The organism is Bradyrhizobium sp. I71, assembly GCF_022354745.1.
Lineage (GTDB): Bacteria > Pseudomonadota > Alphaproteobacteria > Rhizobiales > Xanthobacteraceae > Bradyrhizobium > Bradyrhizobium liaoningense.
Map to the genome: position 1 here is coordinate 7,112,730 of NZ_CP059398.1, position 14,210 is coordinate 7,126,939.

Annotated in this window: 13 protein-coding genes; 7 read left to right on the forward strand and 6 right to left on the reverse strand. The window is 65.5% G+C overall.

Annotated features, from left to right (window positions below; genetic code table 11):
- Nucleotides 1–197 precede the first annotated feature (197 nt).
- The 3 genes from ndk to FJV43_RS33735 all read left to right on the forward strand — a co-directional run bounded on the left by ndk (nucleotide 198) and on the right by FJV43_RS33735 (nucleotide 4,054).
- A complete protein-coding gene (gene ndk, locus FJV43_RS33725; RefSeq protein WP_035670008.1) occupies nucleotides 198–620 on the forward strand; it encodes a nucleoside-diphosphate kinase in 423 nt (140 codons plus the stop codon).
- A gap of 44 nt (nucleotides 621–664) precedes the next feature.
- Complete coding sequence (locus FJV43_RS33730; protein ID WP_239623263.1) at nucleotides 665–1,525, forward strand: TerC family protein; 861 nt, start codon at nucleotides 665–667, stop codon at nucleotides 1,523–1,525.
- A gap of 597 nt (nucleotides 1,526–2,122) precedes the next feature.
- Nucleotides 2,123–4,054 carry a TonB-dependent receptor gene (locus FJV43_RS33735; RefSeq protein ID WP_239629731.1) on the forward strand — a complete coding sequence of 644 codons (1,932 nt, stop codon included), beginning with the start codon at nucleotides 2,123–2,125 and terminating at the stop codon, nucleotides 4,052–4,054.
- A gap of 7 nt (nucleotides 4,055–4,061) precedes the next feature.
- Here FJV43_RS33735 and FJV43_RS33740 read toward each other — a convergent pair whose 3' ends face one another.
- From FJV43_RS33740 to FJV43_RS33750, 3 genes are read right to left on the reverse strand one after another with little or no spacing between them, the layout of a single operon-like run.
- On the reverse strand, nucleotides 4,062–4,373 hold the full coding sequence (locus FJV43_RS33740; protein ID WP_239623264.1) for a DUF3240 family protein: 312 nt from the start codon (nucleotides 4,371–4,373) through the stop codon (nucleotides 4,062–4,064).
- The gene (locus tag FJV43_RS33745; RefSeq protein WP_239623265.1) at nucleotides 4,370–7,444 is read right to left on the reverse strand and encodes a CusA/CzcA family heavy metal efflux RND transporter; all 3,075 of its coding nucleotides are present in this window, start codon (nucleotides 7,442–7,444) and stop codon (nucleotides 4,370–4,372) included. Before FJV43_RS33745 ends, FJV43_RS33740 begins: the two co-directional genes overlap by 4 nt.
- Nucleotides 7,445–8,521: an efflux RND transporter periplasmic adaptor subunit gene (locus tag FJV43_RS33750; RefSeq protein WP_239623266.1), complete on the reverse strand. Its 1,077-nt coding sequence runs from the start codon at nucleotides 8,519–8,521 to the stop codon at nucleotides 7,445–7,447.
- A 276-nt stretch (nucleotides 8,522–8,797) separates the two neighbouring features.
- On the opposite strand from FJV43_RS33750, the gene FJV43_RS33755 reads away from it, so the two are divergent.
- Nucleotides 8,798–9,271 carry a hypothetical protein gene (locus FJV43_RS33755; RefSeq protein ID WP_239623267.1) on the forward strand — a complete coding sequence of 158 codons (474 nt, stop codon included), beginning with the start codon at nucleotides 8,798–8,800 and terminating at the stop codon, nucleotides 9,269–9,271.
- Between the two features lie 33 nt (nucleotides 9,272–9,304).
- Here the strand turns inward: FJV43_RS33755 and FJV43_RS33760 are convergent, their stop codons facing one another.
- Both FJV43_RS33760 and FJV43_RS33765 read right to left on the reverse strand, forming a co-directional pair.
- Nucleotides 9,305–9,868: a cytochrome b/b6 domain-containing protein gene (locus tag FJV43_RS33760; protein ID WP_239623268.1), complete on the reverse strand. Its 564-nt coding sequence runs from the start codon at nucleotides 9,866–9,868 to the stop codon at nucleotides 9,305–9,307.
- 11 nt (nucleotides 9,869–9,879) lie between these two features.
- Entirely contained in the window at nucleotides 9,880–10,155 is a 276-nt protein-coding gene (locus FJV43_RS33765; protein WP_239623269.1) for a PepSY domain-containing protein, read from the reverse strand.
- 172 nt (nucleotides 10,156–10,327) lie between these two features.
- On the opposite strand from FJV43_RS33765, the gene FJV43_RS33770 reads away from it, so the two are divergent.
- From FJV43_RS33770 to FJV43_RS33780, 3 genes are read left to right on the forward strand one after another with little or no spacing between them, the layout of a single operon-like run.
- Nucleotides 10,328–10,615, forward strand: a complete 288-nt coding sequence (locus FJV43_RS33770) for a PepSY domain-containing protein (protein ID WP_239629733.1) — start codon at nucleotides 10,328–10,330, stop codon at nucleotides 10,613–10,615.
- Complete coding sequence (locus FJV43_RS33775) at nucleotides 10,615–11,280, forward strand: response regulator transcription factor (protein ID WP_239623270.1); 666 nt, start codon at nucleotides 10,615–10,617, stop codon at nucleotides 11,278–11,280. Before FJV43_RS33770 ends, FJV43_RS33775 begins: the two co-directional genes overlap by 1 nt.
- Nucleotides 11,277–12,647: a sensor histidine kinase gene (locus FJV43_RS33780; RefSeq protein ID WP_239623271.1), complete on the forward strand. Its 1,371-nt coding sequence runs from the start codon at nucleotides 11,277–11,279 to the stop codon at nucleotides 12,645–12,647. The genes FJV43_RS33775 and FJV43_RS33780 overlap by 4 nt, the downstream gene beginning before the upstream one ends.
- Nucleotides 12,648–12,706: 59 nt before the next feature.
- On the opposite strand, the gene ppx is transcribed toward FJV43_RS33780, so the two are convergent.
- The gene (gene ppx / locus FJV43_RS33785) at nucleotides 12,707–14,209 is read right to left on the reverse strand and encodes an exopolyphosphatase (protein WP_239623272.1); all 1,503 of its coding nucleotides are present in this window, start codon (nucleotides 14,207–14,209) and stop codon (nucleotides 12,707–12,709) included.
- Nucleotide 14,210: the final 1 nt, after the last annotated feature.

The window sequence follows — 14,210 nt, forward strand, 5'->3', positions numbered from 1 at the left end:
AGCTGAACCGATCCCTGACGGCGGTTTCAGATTGGGTTCATCTGGGTGAAATCGTTGTCATCCATGCTGGAATTGGCAGCCGCCCCCGCGGCAAGCGCCTGTGCGGACCGTTTCGGCGGGTCGCTTGCCGTCCGGCAAAGGCGCCGATATAAGCCCCGCAACCTCCGAACCACCGCTTTCTTTCCAAGGACAACATTATGGCCATCGAACGCACTTTCTCGATCATCAAGCCCGACGCGACCGAGCGTAACCTGACCGGCGCGGTCAACGCCGTGATCGAGAAGGCGGGCCTGCGCATCGTCGCGCAGAAGCGCATCCGCATGACCAAGGAGCAGGCCGAGACCTTCTACGCCGTCCACAAGGCGCGCCCGTTCTTCGGCGAGCTCGTCGCGTTCATGACCTCCGGCCCGGTCGTGGTTCAGGTTCTGGAAGGCGAGGGTGCGATCGCCAAGTACCGCGAGGTGATGGGCGCGACCGATCCGGCCAAGGCCGCCGAGGGCACCGTCCGCAAGCTCTACGCAAAGTCGATCGGCGAGAACTCGGTGCACGGTTCGGATGCGCCGGAGACGGCCGCGATCGAGATCGCGCAGTTCTTCTCGGGCAACGAGATCGTCGGCTGATCGATCGGCCGACAGGTTAGGGACGACGGGCGAAAGGACTCATTGTGGACTGGCTCTGGCAGATCTTCGATCCCGCTACGATCGGGGCATTCTTCACCCAGTTCCGCAACGAGATGGCCGAACCGACCTTCTGGATTGCGGTCGGCAAGATCATCTGGATCAACATCCTGCTCTCCGGCGACAACGCGCTGGTGATCGCGCTCGCTTGCCGCGGGCTCTCGCCGCGCCACCGGCTCTGGGGCATGATCTTCGGCGCCGGCGCAGCGGTGATGCTGCGGATCATCTTCACCGGCATCGTCGCCACCCTGATGGGGCTGCCGTACCTCAAGCTCATCGGCGGTCTCGCACTGATCGTGATCGCGGCCAAGCTGCTGGTACCGGAAAACGATGACGAGGACGACGTCGAATCAGCCTCGCATCTGTGGCACGCCATCCAGATCGTCGTGGTCGCCGACATCGTCATGAGTCTCGACAACGTCATTGCCGTCGCTGCCGCGGCCAATGGCAGCGTGCCGCTCCTGATCCTCGGCCTCGCCATCAGCGTGCCGTTGATCGTCGCCGGCGCCGCGCTGATCATGGCGCTGCTCGCAAAGCTGCCGGTCCTGGTCTGGGCTGGCGCTGCGCTGCTCGGCTGGGTCGCGGGCGAGGTGATCGCGACCGACCCGGGCGTCGCGCCGAGGCTGCACACGCTGCTCGACGGCCCGCTGGGCACCTCGCTGGACAGCATGCTCGGCGCGCTGCGCATCCCGCCGCAGTTCGGACATGGCGGGGCAGGCGGCGAATATCTCTGTGCCGTGCTCGGCGTCGTGGTCGTGCTGGTGGTCGGCTACATCTGGCGCCGACGCAGCCTGACCCAGGCAGCGCTCGAATCCTCCGAGCGCCACGCCAAGGCCTCCGCGGAGTGATTGAGACGGCAGCCGGCGCCTGCGCCGAGCCGGTTGCGATCCAGGGGTGCTGCGCGGCCACCAACCCGGCGCTTCTCCCCATATTTAGATCTTGTCTTATTCTAAACTACTGAAAATAAAGGCCCTTTCGTTGACTCGGTGAGGGTTCCCACATCACGTCGCTCCGGTATTCATCAAACCGGAAGCTGTCGCGAGATGCCGTCGAAAGTCATTTGCCGTTCCATTGCTGTTCTGGCGTCTACCGTCAAAGCGTCTCCGAGGTTTTCCAGCCCTGCGGCATTCGCTGCCTCCCTGGTCTCCATCGCCTTGTTCGCCGACGGCCTCGTGCACGGCACCAACGCGCAAAGCGCCGGGACGGGGGCGGAGCAGTCGACTTTGCCAGCGGTGACCGTCACCGCGGACGCGCCGAAGCCGCGCGTGCGTCCACGGGCCAATCCAGTCAGGAGGGCGGGCCGCGGCGCGCCTGCGAATGATCGGGCCAAGTTGCAGGCAGAAGCGACCCCCACGGCTGCGAGGCCCGGTGCACTGCCGCCGACCTATGCAGGCGGGCAGGTGGCCCGCGGCGGACAGGTCGGCTTGCTCGGCAACAAGGATTTCATGGATACGCCGTTCAACGTCACGAGCTACACGGCGAAGAAGATCGAAGATCAACAGGCCGTCACCGTCGCCGACGTCATCAGCAACGATCCTTCGGTCCGTTTCACGGGGCAGACCGGCGGCATCCTCGACTCCTTCTTCATCCGCGGCTTTCCGATCGGCGAGGGGAATGTCGGAGAGATTGCCTTCAACGGCGTCTATGGCGTTGCGCCGAACTACCGTGTGTTCACCGACTACGTCGAGCGCATCGAGATCATCAAGGGCCCGACTGCGCTGCTTTACGGCATGGCGCCAAACAGCAGCGTCGGCGGCACCATCAATATCGTTCCGAAGCGCGCAGGGGACGTCGACCTCACGCGGGTCACGACCGACTATGCGACGAGCACCCAGCTCGGCACCCATGTCGACGTGAGCCGACGGTTCGGCGAGAACCGCGAATTCGGCATTCGGGTCAATGGCAGCTATCACAACGGCGATACGCCGCTGGACAACCAGACCCGGGAGGCGCATGTCGGCTCCGCGGCGTTCGACTATCGCGGCGAGAAATTCAGAGCCTCGCTCGACTTCATCGATCAGGAAGAAAAGTTCGACGCGCCCACGAGGCCGTTTCTCGTCGCAACGGGCGTCGCCGTCCCGACGGCGCCGGTCGGGCGGCGCAATGTCACGCAGTCCTGGGAATGGGCCAAGGTTCACGACAACTCGCTGCTGGCGCGCGCCGAATACGATGTCACTGAGAGCGTGACGGTGTTCGCTGATGCCGGCGGTGGCAGGACCCAGGTCGATCGTCTGTTCGGCACGCCGACGATCCTGAACGCGGCGGGCAACACCACGTCGACGCCGGGACGGTTCAAATTCGACATCGACAGGAACGTGGCCGACGCCGGCCTTCGCGCCCGGTTCGACACCGCAGCGATCAGTCACGCCGTGACCTTCCAGGGCAGCTATTACATTGACGAGGTTTCGCGCGGCTCGGTGAACGGCACGCCGGTGCTGTCCAACATCTATGCGCCGATCGCTCGTCCCCAGCAGCTCGTTCCGGCTCCCGCGGCCGTGCCGAAGCTGTCGGACACCGAGCTGACCGGTCTTGCGCTGGCCGACACCATGTCGGTTTTCCAGGAGCGCCTTCAGCTGACCCTCGGCGTCAGGCAACAGGGCGTCAAGTCGAACAACTACAACACCACCACGGGAGCCGTGACCTCCGCCTACGATCAGACGGCGTACACGCCCATGGTCGGCGTCGTCGTCAAGCCCTGGAGCAACGTTTCGCTCTACGCCAATTACATCGAGGGTCTCAGCAAAGGCGACATCGCACCGACGACGGCGAGCAATCAAGGCGAGGTCCTGGCGCCCTATTTCAGCAAGCAGAAGGAAGTAGGCGTCAAGGTCGATCTCGGCCTGCTCGCCACCACGATCAGCCTGTTCGAGATCACCAAACCCTCGGGACAGCTGGGCCTCGACAAGGTCTACCGGGCGGATGCCGAACAGCGCAATCGTGGCGTGGAATTCACCGTGTTCGGAGAAGTGCAGCCGGGAATTCGCGTGCTCGGCGGCGTGACGTTGATCGACGCGGAGCTGACAAAGACGAGCACGCTAGCCAATCTCGGCAAGACGCCGATCGGCGTGCCCCAGGTGCAGGCCAATCTGTCCACCGAATGGGATACCCCGTTCGCGCCAGGACTGACGCTGGTCGCAAATGCCATCTATACCGGGCATCAGTATCTGGATGCGGCAAACGTGCAGGTCGTTCCGGCCTGGACCAGGCTCGATCTCGGCGCGCGCTACAGCACGCGCATCAACAATCGGCCCGTCACGCTACGGGCCCTGGTTCAGAACGTGTTCGACACCAATTACTGGGCCGGAGTCGCAAGCTACTCGGCACTGGCGCAAGGGGCGCCGCGAACCCTGCTCTTGTCGATGTCGACGGATTTTTGAGGTGGTCTCAATCGATCGTGCCGAACTCCGTCACGGGCATCGTCCAGTAGACGAGCTTGGTTCCGGCCAATGAAACCCGCAGCCGGTCGAGCAGGCTGACGGCATCTTTCCCCGCCAGGATCATCTGCACGGCGGTCTGATCGGCGTGGCCCTTCACGCGCTCGGCGGCCGTCTGCAATCGGACTTCGGCGCCGTGACCGGCTCCGTGCGATGCCGTGAATCCCGAAACGAGGTCGGTCTGTTCGATGAGATAGTCGAACACCTCGTCGCGGAGCCGATGCGGTACGATCAGCGTGAGGCAGACCGGTCCATCGGTCATTTCGCCACCTTCGACGTTCCGCCGTAGCGGCGATACAGGATCGGCAGGAGAATCAGGGTGAGCAGGGTGGAGGACAGCAGCCCTCCGATCACGACGATGGCGAGCGGTCGCTGCACTTCGGACCCTGGCCCGGACGCGAATAGCAGCGGGATCAACCCGAGCGCCGTGATGCTCGCGGTCATCAGCACCGGCCGAAGCCTGCGCATGGCACCTTCGACGACGATACGATCCTCGCTCAGGCCATGGGCCCGGAGTTGGTTGAAGTAGGACACCAGAACGACTCCATTGAGGACGGCGATGCCGAGCAGCGCGATGAATCCGACCGAGGCCGGCACCGACAGATACTCGCCCGTCACGACCAGTGCGAAGACGCCCCCGATCAGAGCAAAGGGAATGTTGACCAGCACCAGCAAGGCCTGCCGGATGGCACCGAATGTGGTGAAGAGCAGCAGGAAAATGAGGCCGATCGCGACCGGGACCACGATGGACAGGCGTGCGGCGGCGCGTTGCTGGTTCTCGAACTGCCCGCCCCAGGTCAGCCGGTAGCCGCTCGGGAGCGGAAGTTCGGTCGCAACCTTCTGGCGGGCCGCTTCGACGAATCCGACCATGTCGCGGCCGCGGACGTTGGCGCGAACCACGCTCATGCGCGCGCCGTCCTCGCGGTCGATCTTCACCGGCCCGTCCACGCGCTGGATTCGCGCCACCTGCGACAGCGCGACATGCTGTCCGGAAGCGAGCGTCAGCGGCAGGCTCGCCAGCAGCGTCGGCGCCTCCCTGGTCGTCTCGCTGCCGCGGACGAGAATGGGCGTGCGGCGGCCCTCCTCGAGCGCCGTCCCGATCGTACGGCCCTCGATCTGGGCACGGAGCGAGTTGACGATGGAATCCACGGTCAGGCCGAGGCGGCCGGCCTCCATGCGGTTGACCGCAACCGTGTAATATTGAGCGCCTTCGTTCAGCGTGGTGTAGACGTCCTCGGCGCCGTCGATGCTGGACAGGATGGCGGACAGCTTGGCCGCGGCTTCGTTCAGCCTGGCGATGTCGGGGCCGAAGATCTTCACGGCGACGTCGCCGCGCACGCCGCTGATCATCTCCTGCACGCGCATGTCGATGGGTTGGGTGAAGCTGAGCGAGATGCCGGGAAAGCCGGCGAGGACCTCGCGGAGCTTCTGCAGTAGGGCCTCGCGATTGTCGGTCTGCCTCTCGGCAGCGGGCTTGAGCACGAGGAACGTGTCCGTCTGGTTGGGTCCCATGGGATCGAGGCCGAGCTCGTCCGACCCGGTCCGCGCGACGATGCCGGCAATATCAGGCACGGCCAGAAGTGCCTTCTGGAGCCTCGCATTCATGGCAAGCGACTCGTCGAGATTGACGGAAGGCAACGTCTCCACGCTGACGATGACATCGCCTTCGTCCATCGTCGGCATGAAGGTCTTGCCGAGCTTGGTATAGGCGAATCCCGCGGCGACCAGGCCGATCAGCGCCGCGGCCATCACCTTGCGCTCGTTCTTCAGGGCCCAGTCCAACGCAGGCGCGTAGACCCATTGCGCCGCACGGACCAGCATGGGATCGCGATGCGCCCCGGACTTGAGCACATAGGAGGTCATGACCGGGATCACGGTGAGCGCCAGCAGCAGTGAACCGGTGAGCGCGAAGATGATGGCGAGCGCGACAGGGATGAACAGCTTCCCCTCCAATCCCTGCAGCGTCAGCAGGGGTATGAACACGATGATGATGATGAGGACGCCCGAGGCCACCGGTTCCAGGACTTCGCAAACCGAACGGTACACCAGGTGGATCAGCGGAGCAGCTTTGCCCGCTTCGTGCTTGCCGAGATTACCGACGATGTTCTCGACCACGACGACCAGCGCGTCGATCAACATGCCGATCGCGATCGCAAGTCCGCCGAGGCTCATCAGGTTGGCCGACATCCCGACCACGCGCATGACGATCAATGCGAAGACGATGGCGAGCGGCAGGCTGAGAGCGATCACCAGCGAGGCCCGCCAGTTGCCGAGGAAAAGCAGCAGGAGAACGATGACGAGGGCGGTGGCCTCGCCGAGCGCCCGCACCACGGTGCCGACCGCGCGGTTGACCAGGTGGCTGCGGTCATAGAACACGTTGATCGAGACGCTTTTCGGCAGCGAGGGTTGCAGCTCCGCGAGCCGGGCGCGCACGTCGCGGACGAGCTGACCGGCGTTGGCGCCGCGCAAGCCGAGGACGAGCCCTTCGACCGTCTCGCCGTTGCCGTCCGACGTGACTGCGCCATAGCGGGTCAGCGTCCCGACTTTGACGCTCGCCACGTCGTTGACCATGATGGGCACGCCCTCGCGGGTGTCAACGACGATCGCCTTGATGTCTTCGACCGATCGGATGCTGCCCTCGATCCGGACCAAGGCGCTGTCCTCGCCCTGGTTCACCCGTCCGGCACCGTCGTTGCGACTATTGGCTTCGATGGCCCGGCGAAACAGGTCGTAGGAGATGCCGCGCGCGGCGAGCGCATCGTTACGCGGCACGATCTCGAAGGCGCGGACGTAACCGCCGAGCGCATTGACGTCCGCAACGCCGGGGACCGTTCGTAGCGCGGGACGGATCACCCAATCCAGCAAGGTTCGGCGTTCGGCGAGCGAGAGCTCGGGACTGTCGATCGTGAACATGAACATCTCGCCGAGGGGGCTCGTGATCGGCGCAAGACCTCCGGTCACCCCGTCGGGGAAATCACGCGCGATGTTCGACAACCGCTCCGATACCTGGTTGCGCGCCCAGTAGATGTCGGTGCCGTCCTCGAAATCGACGGTGATGTCGGCCAGTGCATATTTCGTGGTCGAACGAAGGACCTTCTTGTGCGGCAATCCGAGCAGTTCGAGTTCGACGGGGACCGTGATGCGCTGCTCGACCTCTTCGGGCGTCAGGCCCGGCGCCTTCATGATGATCTTCACCTGAACCGGAGAGACATCGGGAAACGCGTCGATCGGCAGGCCGGGCAGGAGGACGGCGCCGGCGCCCACCAGCAGCAGCACACTCAGCAGAACGAACAATCGCTGCGAAAGCGCGAACGCAACCAGGCGCTGGAGCATCTATTGCCCCAGGCCCGAGAGAATGCCGCGAAGCGCCGAGATGCCGCCGATCGCGATCTCGTCCTGCTCCGTGATGGGACCGGACACCACGACATGGTCCTGGTCGTCCGCAACAAGCTTGACGGGGACCAGCCGGAAGCCACCGGCTATGGCAACGAACACCGAGGTCCGTTCACCCCGCCGCACCAGCCCATGATAGGGAATCTCCCAGGCGCTTTCGCCGGCGGAGAGAAAGCCGATGCGGGCAGCGGCGGTCTGACCGGGATGCAGCTCTCCGTCGTTGGGGAATTCCGCGCGAACCAGGATGGTCTGGGTGGCAGGGTCGATGGTCTCGGAGACCAGCACGACCTTGCCGGGAGTGGAATAGCCCTCGATCTCGACTTTCGCGCCGGCGCGGATCGCGCGAATATTGGCTGCAGGAACCGCGATTTCCGCCCATAGCGGCGAGAGCCGCGCCAGCTTGACGAGCGGCGCGGATTGTTCGAGCCGCTGTCCCGGCGACACTGCGACCTCGACGACGGATGCGGTTTGCGGCGCATTGACCGTGAGCGTCGCGCTGATCGCCGCTTGCTGGGCGAGCCGAGAAATGGCTTCGTCGGACATCCCGCTCAGATGCAGCATCTGACGCCGCTCGGCGACCACGAGAGCGGCCTGGCGCGCTTCGGCCTGGCTGGCCTCCAGCACGCGCTGCGGCACGGCCTTGCCCTCGAACAGATCGGCATTCCGCTTCAGCTGCTGGCTGGCGAGATGCTCCTGGGCGATCGCGTGCAGGTAGTCGCGCTGCTGGGAGACGAAACTTGGACTCTCCAGCGTGACGAGCGGTTGGCCGGCCGAGGCGTGGTCACCGCGCCCGACGAGGAGACTGGCGACCATGCCGGCCACCGGCGCACTGACGACCCATATTTGCTGTGTGGGGATCACGATCTTGACGGGATAGGGCAGCGTCAGATCGGTCCGGATCGCGACCGGGTGGGTCACGCGCACTCCGAGATTGCGCGCCTGCGCATCGCTCAGCTTCAGCTCATCCTCCGCCATCGCCATGGAAGGAAACAAGCTCAATGCAATCGCTACGAGCATACCAGCGAGCGCGCCCCGAGAAGAGGCGGGAACGAGAGTTTCGTGACGGACTCGCATGAGGAATATCCCACGCTCACCGGCGAGCGAAGTGCTGTTCGATTGCACGTTTAGCTTACTCCACCACCGCGTTGGTGAGTTGATCTGCCTCAAGCGGCTCAAGCGAGACAGCCAATTGGGAATGCTGCCTGCCGTCCATTGAGCGTTTCGGTTGATGTCGCTCAATTCCCTCGCAGCTGCAGAAGCTAGGCTGTGGTCGCACCGTTTGCAGAGGCGGCCGTGAGACCAACCAACCTTGCTTCGATCCTGGCGACCGGCTTTGCTGTGCTGGTCGGCCTCTTGCAACCAGCGCTCTCCCATAGCGGAACGATACGGGACCCCTGGAGCTCTGCGCACATCGAAATGCTGCCGCCCGACATCCGTGCAGACGTGCGGAAATGGGACACGGCGTGCGGCGGCCCAATCGCTGCCGCCCAGCGCTTTGCTCTTTATCTGACCGTGCCCGGAGCTCAATTCCTGGCTCTTCATTTCGACGATTTCCATTGCCGTAACAGGGCTGTACATTGCGGGCCTGCAGGTTGCCTGCACGAGGTGTATGTCTTGAAAAGCGGACGTTATAGGCGTGTGCTGGCCGTCCACGCTTACGACGTCCGGCTGTCTTCTTCCCGCGATCAGGCCTTCCTTGAAGTTCTGGACGCGAGCGGCAAGGGCCGTACGCTGCGGTGGAACGGGAGCCGATTCGTCGAGAGATAGCGAGAACCTGTCGTGTCGGCTCCCCGGCCCCGGTCACGATGGACGCTTCCTTCCCGTGATCATCGCCTTCACCAGATTCTCGCTGTGCTCGAAGCTCGCCAACAGGACGCCAAGCACATGGACGACGACGAGGCCGATCGTGAGGTTGGCGAACGCCTCATGCATCTCCTCGACCCATTTTGCGCCCCAGAAGGTGCCGGTCGTCATCATGTAACCGGTGGAGCAGGTGACGATCAGCGTGACGATCAGCGCCACGACCATCGTGCCGCCGGCTGGATTGTGGCCGAGATAACGCGGCGCCCTGAGCAACGCCACGTCGCGCATGTAGGCGAGCACCGCGCGCGGCGAGCGCACGAAATCGCTGAAGCGCGCATTGCGCGGCCCCACGAAGCCCCACGCGATCCGTAGCGCAAGCAATCCGGCAATCGTGTATCCGGCGGCGATATGGACGTTCTCGATCTCGTCACCCGTGGCATACGCGAGCAGAAACAGCCCGGCCAGCGACCAATGGAACACGCGCACGAAGGGGTCCCAGACCTTGACCGATGTCGGTGGCGTCTCGCCGCCGGCCTCGATCCCGTCGTTGATGGCGCTCATGGTGGCGCCCTCTACAGCTGGCCGACGATCTGGCCATTGGTCGGATCGACGAACAGTTCGACCCGGCTGCCGGACTTGTCGATCGTATAGAGTTCGCCGCAGGCGTTCTTGAGCTTGGCCTTCTGAACCTTGTAGCCTTGGGCTTCGATCTTGGCCTGCAGTTCTTCGAGCGGCAGCCAACGGGTCGCCGGGGCTGCCGTGCAGGGGCGCCCGAGGCTGCCGGCATGAGCGGTCGCGGCCGCGAGCAGGGCGCCGGCAGCTGCGGTGAAGATGGTGATCTTGCGCATGGTTCTCTCCGGTGTGCATGGCCCGGCCACATCATGCGGCAAGGCAATGCGTGGACATTGGCAGAAGCGCCCTGACCGCCGCCTGTTGATCCACGTCAGCGATCTGTCAGGTCGATTGCGGCATACTTCGTGGATGCAGCCATCTCGCTTTCTGAAATTCCTCGCGGTGCCATTGCTGGTGGGAGTCCTGCTCCCGTCGGTGCCTGCGGCCGCAAGCGACCACGATAGGGGGGCGCCCGACGCGGTGCGCCGCGCGGTCGAGGCGGGCGAGATCAAGTCACTCGCCGACATCCTCGCATCCGTCCGTGGCAAATTGCCGGGCGAGGTTGCCGGCGTCGAAATAGAGCGTGAGCGCGGCCGCTGGATCTATGAGTTTCGCCTCGTCGACGACAAGGGCCGCCTCTACGAAGCGTATGTCGACGCGCGCAGCGGCGAGATTGAACGCATCAAGGAGAAGTGATGCGGCTGCTGCTTGTGGAGGATGACCGACGGATCGCGGCCGACGTGGAGAAGGCGCTGCGCGCGGCCGGCTATATCGTCGAAACCGTTCGCAACGGCGAGGAAGCCTGGTTCCGCGGTGACACCGAAGACTACGGCGCCGTCGTTCTGGATCTCGGCTTGCCCGGCATGGACGGTCTGGCGGTCCTCAAGCGCTGGCGCGCCAACGGAAGGTCGATGCCGGTGCTGATCCTGACGGCGCGGGGCAGCTGGGCCGAGCGCGTCGATGGGATCGACGCGGGCGCCGACGACTACCTGCCCAAGCCGTTTCGGATGGAGGAGTTGCTGGCGCGGCTGCGCTCGATCGTGCGCCGCTCGGCGGGGCATGCCTCGCCACGGATTGTCGCTGGCGATGTCGAGCTCGACGAGCGTCAGATGAAGGTGACGTTGCGCGGCGTACCCGTCGCGTTGTCGCCGTTGGAATACCGCCTGATCGCCTTTCTCCTGCACCACCGCGGCCGCGTGGTATCGCAGCAAGAACTCGACGAGAACGTCTATGGCCACGGCGAGGACCACGAGTCGAACGCGCTCGAGGTGCTGGTCGGCCGGGTGCGCAGGAAGCTCGGTGCCGACCTGATCGAGACCAGGCGCGGCTTCGGCTATCTGGTACCGGAGATGCCGCCATGAGCTGGGGCTCGCTGCGGCTGCGACTGGTCGCCGGGGGACTTGTAGCTATCCTGATCGCGCTGACGATTGCCGGCGCGGGGCTGACGCTGCTGTTCGAACGCCACGTCACGCGCACCATCGGCGATGACCTCGACATCTATCTGAAGCAACTCGTCGCGGGTATCGACGCCGATGCGCGGGGCAAGCTGGTGGTGGGCCGGCCGCCGGCCGATCCGCGTTTTGCCGATCCACTCTCAGGCTTGTACTGGCAGGTATCAGACGACGGTGGTCAGGTGCTGCGTTCGCGTTCGCTGTGGGACACGGCGCTGGATCTGCCGCAGGACGAGCCGTCGCCGAGCGAACTGCACCGTCATGTCGTCCCCGGGCCTGCGAACGCACGGCTCCTGGTCAGTGAACGCCGCGTGCTGCTCACCGTCGGCGACCGCCGTACGCCGGTGCGCGTCGTTGTGGCGGCCGATCTCGCTCGGGTGTCAGCCGCCGGCTCGCAATTCGCCATGGAGCTGACGCTGGCGCTCGGCCTGCTGGGGCTGGTGCTGGCGGCGGCCACCTCGATCCAGGTCGGGCTGGGCTTACGTCCGCTCGACGCACTTCGCCGCGGCGTCGCGGAGGTCCGCTCCGGGCAGCGCAAGCATCTGCCCGCCGATGTCCCAGCCGAGGTGACGCCTCTGGTGGAAGAGGTAAACAGCCTGATCGACGCACAGGAACGCGAGATCGAGCGTTCGCGCAGCCGTGCCGCTGACCTGGCGCACGGGCTGAAGACGCCGCTCGCCGCACTCGCAGCCGATGTCGCGCTGTTGCGCCAGCGAGGTGAGCAGGACGTCGCCCAGGCAATCGAAGCCGTCGGCGACACGATGAGCCGTCACGTCGACCGCGAGCTGGCACGCGCCCGGGCGCGGGGGACGGCACGACAGCGCGGCGGAATTTCCACGCCCCTCAGACCGCTCGTCGAGTCCCTGGTGCTTACGCTGGCGCGCACGCCCACTGCGCAGCGGCTCGAATTCAAGATCTGCATAACGGGCGAGCCGAGCGTGCCGCTCGATCGCGCCGATCTGGCCGAAGTGCTCGGCAATCTCCTGGAAAATGCCGCCCGTCACGCCAAGAGCAAGGTGCGCATTGGCGCCGGTGCCACTGCGAATCCGGCGATCTCGGTCGAGGACGACGGGCCGGGAATCGCGTCCGCTGAACGCGCCCGCGTGCTCGAACGCGGTGTAAGGCTCGATGAGCGCGGCGAAGGCGCCGGCCTCGGCCTCGCGATCGTTCAGGACGTGCTCAGTGCCTATGGATGGCAGCTTGTTCTCGCCGATTCCGAACTCGGCGGACTGAAAGCCATCGTCGCGCCGCAGGACAGCCGCCGCCTCGTTGCGTGACCAGCCTGCTCGTTGTGCGTCCCGACGCCCCCCGGGAAGCGTTGCGCTGTTTCTGTTCGTCAGCGCCTCACGATCGAGCCGGCACGGCCGATCAGGCGGGCGAGCTGGCGGAAGCGGCTGCCGACCCGGTCGGCGACGAGGTCGCCGAGTCGGTGCTCGAACACCAGCATCAATTTGCGGCCCTCGCTGCGGAAATGTGTGGCGGGCAGGACGCCCGGACGCGCCGCCGAGATCAGGTGCGCGACGCGGAATGCGGCGCCCAGCAGTCGCGCGCGTTCGAGCTGGGCCGGCGTCAGCAGCTCCTGCATGGTGGTCGGCGGCTGGTTTTCCTCGCTCAGGCCGGCATAGCGATAGAACACGGACAGGCCGACGAAGGCGCGCTCGGTGTGGGTGATCGCGCCGAAATTGGCGTTGACGACGAGGCTGAGCGTCTGCTCGCCGCGATGGTCGGGATGCACGCGCCAGCCGATGTCGGACAGTAGGCACGCGGTGTGGCGCAGGCGGCGGTCCTCTTCGGTCTCGCGCAGCTTCACGACGCGCACGAGGCGGTCGGTCCAGGCGATCAGCTCGCGGGCGTGTTTCGCCGAGCGTGACAGCAACTGGTTCAGCTCCTCGGCCGCGCAGATCAGCCCGTCCTTGTTGCGTTCGGTCTCCGGCAGCTTCTCGTGCAGGAGGCCTTCGCGCACACCGAAGGTCGAGAACACGATGTTCTTCGGCTTTGCAACGCGGATGATGTGCTCGAGCACCAGCGCCGCATAGGTGAGGAGCGGCCGCCGCGCATCGGCGACGATCTCGATGTCGGCGAGCATGTCGGCGGCAGCGAGGCGCCGGAGACGGCGGGAGAAGTCGAGCGCCTCGGCGGCCGAAATCGAATAGCCGTGCATCACCTGGAGCGGATAGCCGCTCTGGATGATGTGGATGCGCGCGAGCGCGCGCCAGGTGCCGCCGACGGCGTAGAAAGTGCGACCGCGGCCCGCGGTGAGCTGCGGCAACTCATCGAGCTCCTCGCGCACGATGCGATCGGCACGCTTGAGCGATTTGTGCGCGAGGTCCTGGAGCGCGAGACCGCCGAGCGGCAGCGTCACGCCGCTGCGAACGCTGTTCCTGCGAACGTCGATCAGCTCGAGCGAGCCGCCGCCGAGGTCGCCGACGATGCCGTCGGGCAGGTGGATGCCGGAGATCACGCCGAGCGCCGACAGCCGAGCCTCGCGCGGACCTGACAGGATCTCGATCTTCACCGCGCAGATGCGCTCGGCCTTGGCGATGAAGTCGGGGCCGTTGGAGGCGTCGCGGCAGGCCGCGGTCGCAATCGCGAACACGCGCCCGACCTGCATCACGCGGCACAATGCGCGGAAGCGCTTGAGCGAGGTCAGCGCCTTGTCGACGGCGTCGGGCGCGAGCAGACCCGTGCTCTGCACCTCGCGCCCGAGGCCGCACAGGGTCTTCTCGTTGAAGATCGGGATGAGGCTCCGCGTCAGTCCCTCGTAGACGACGAGACGGACCGAGTTGGAGCCGATGTCGATAACCGCGACGCTCGAGCCGCGCTTGCGCGGCCGCTTCACG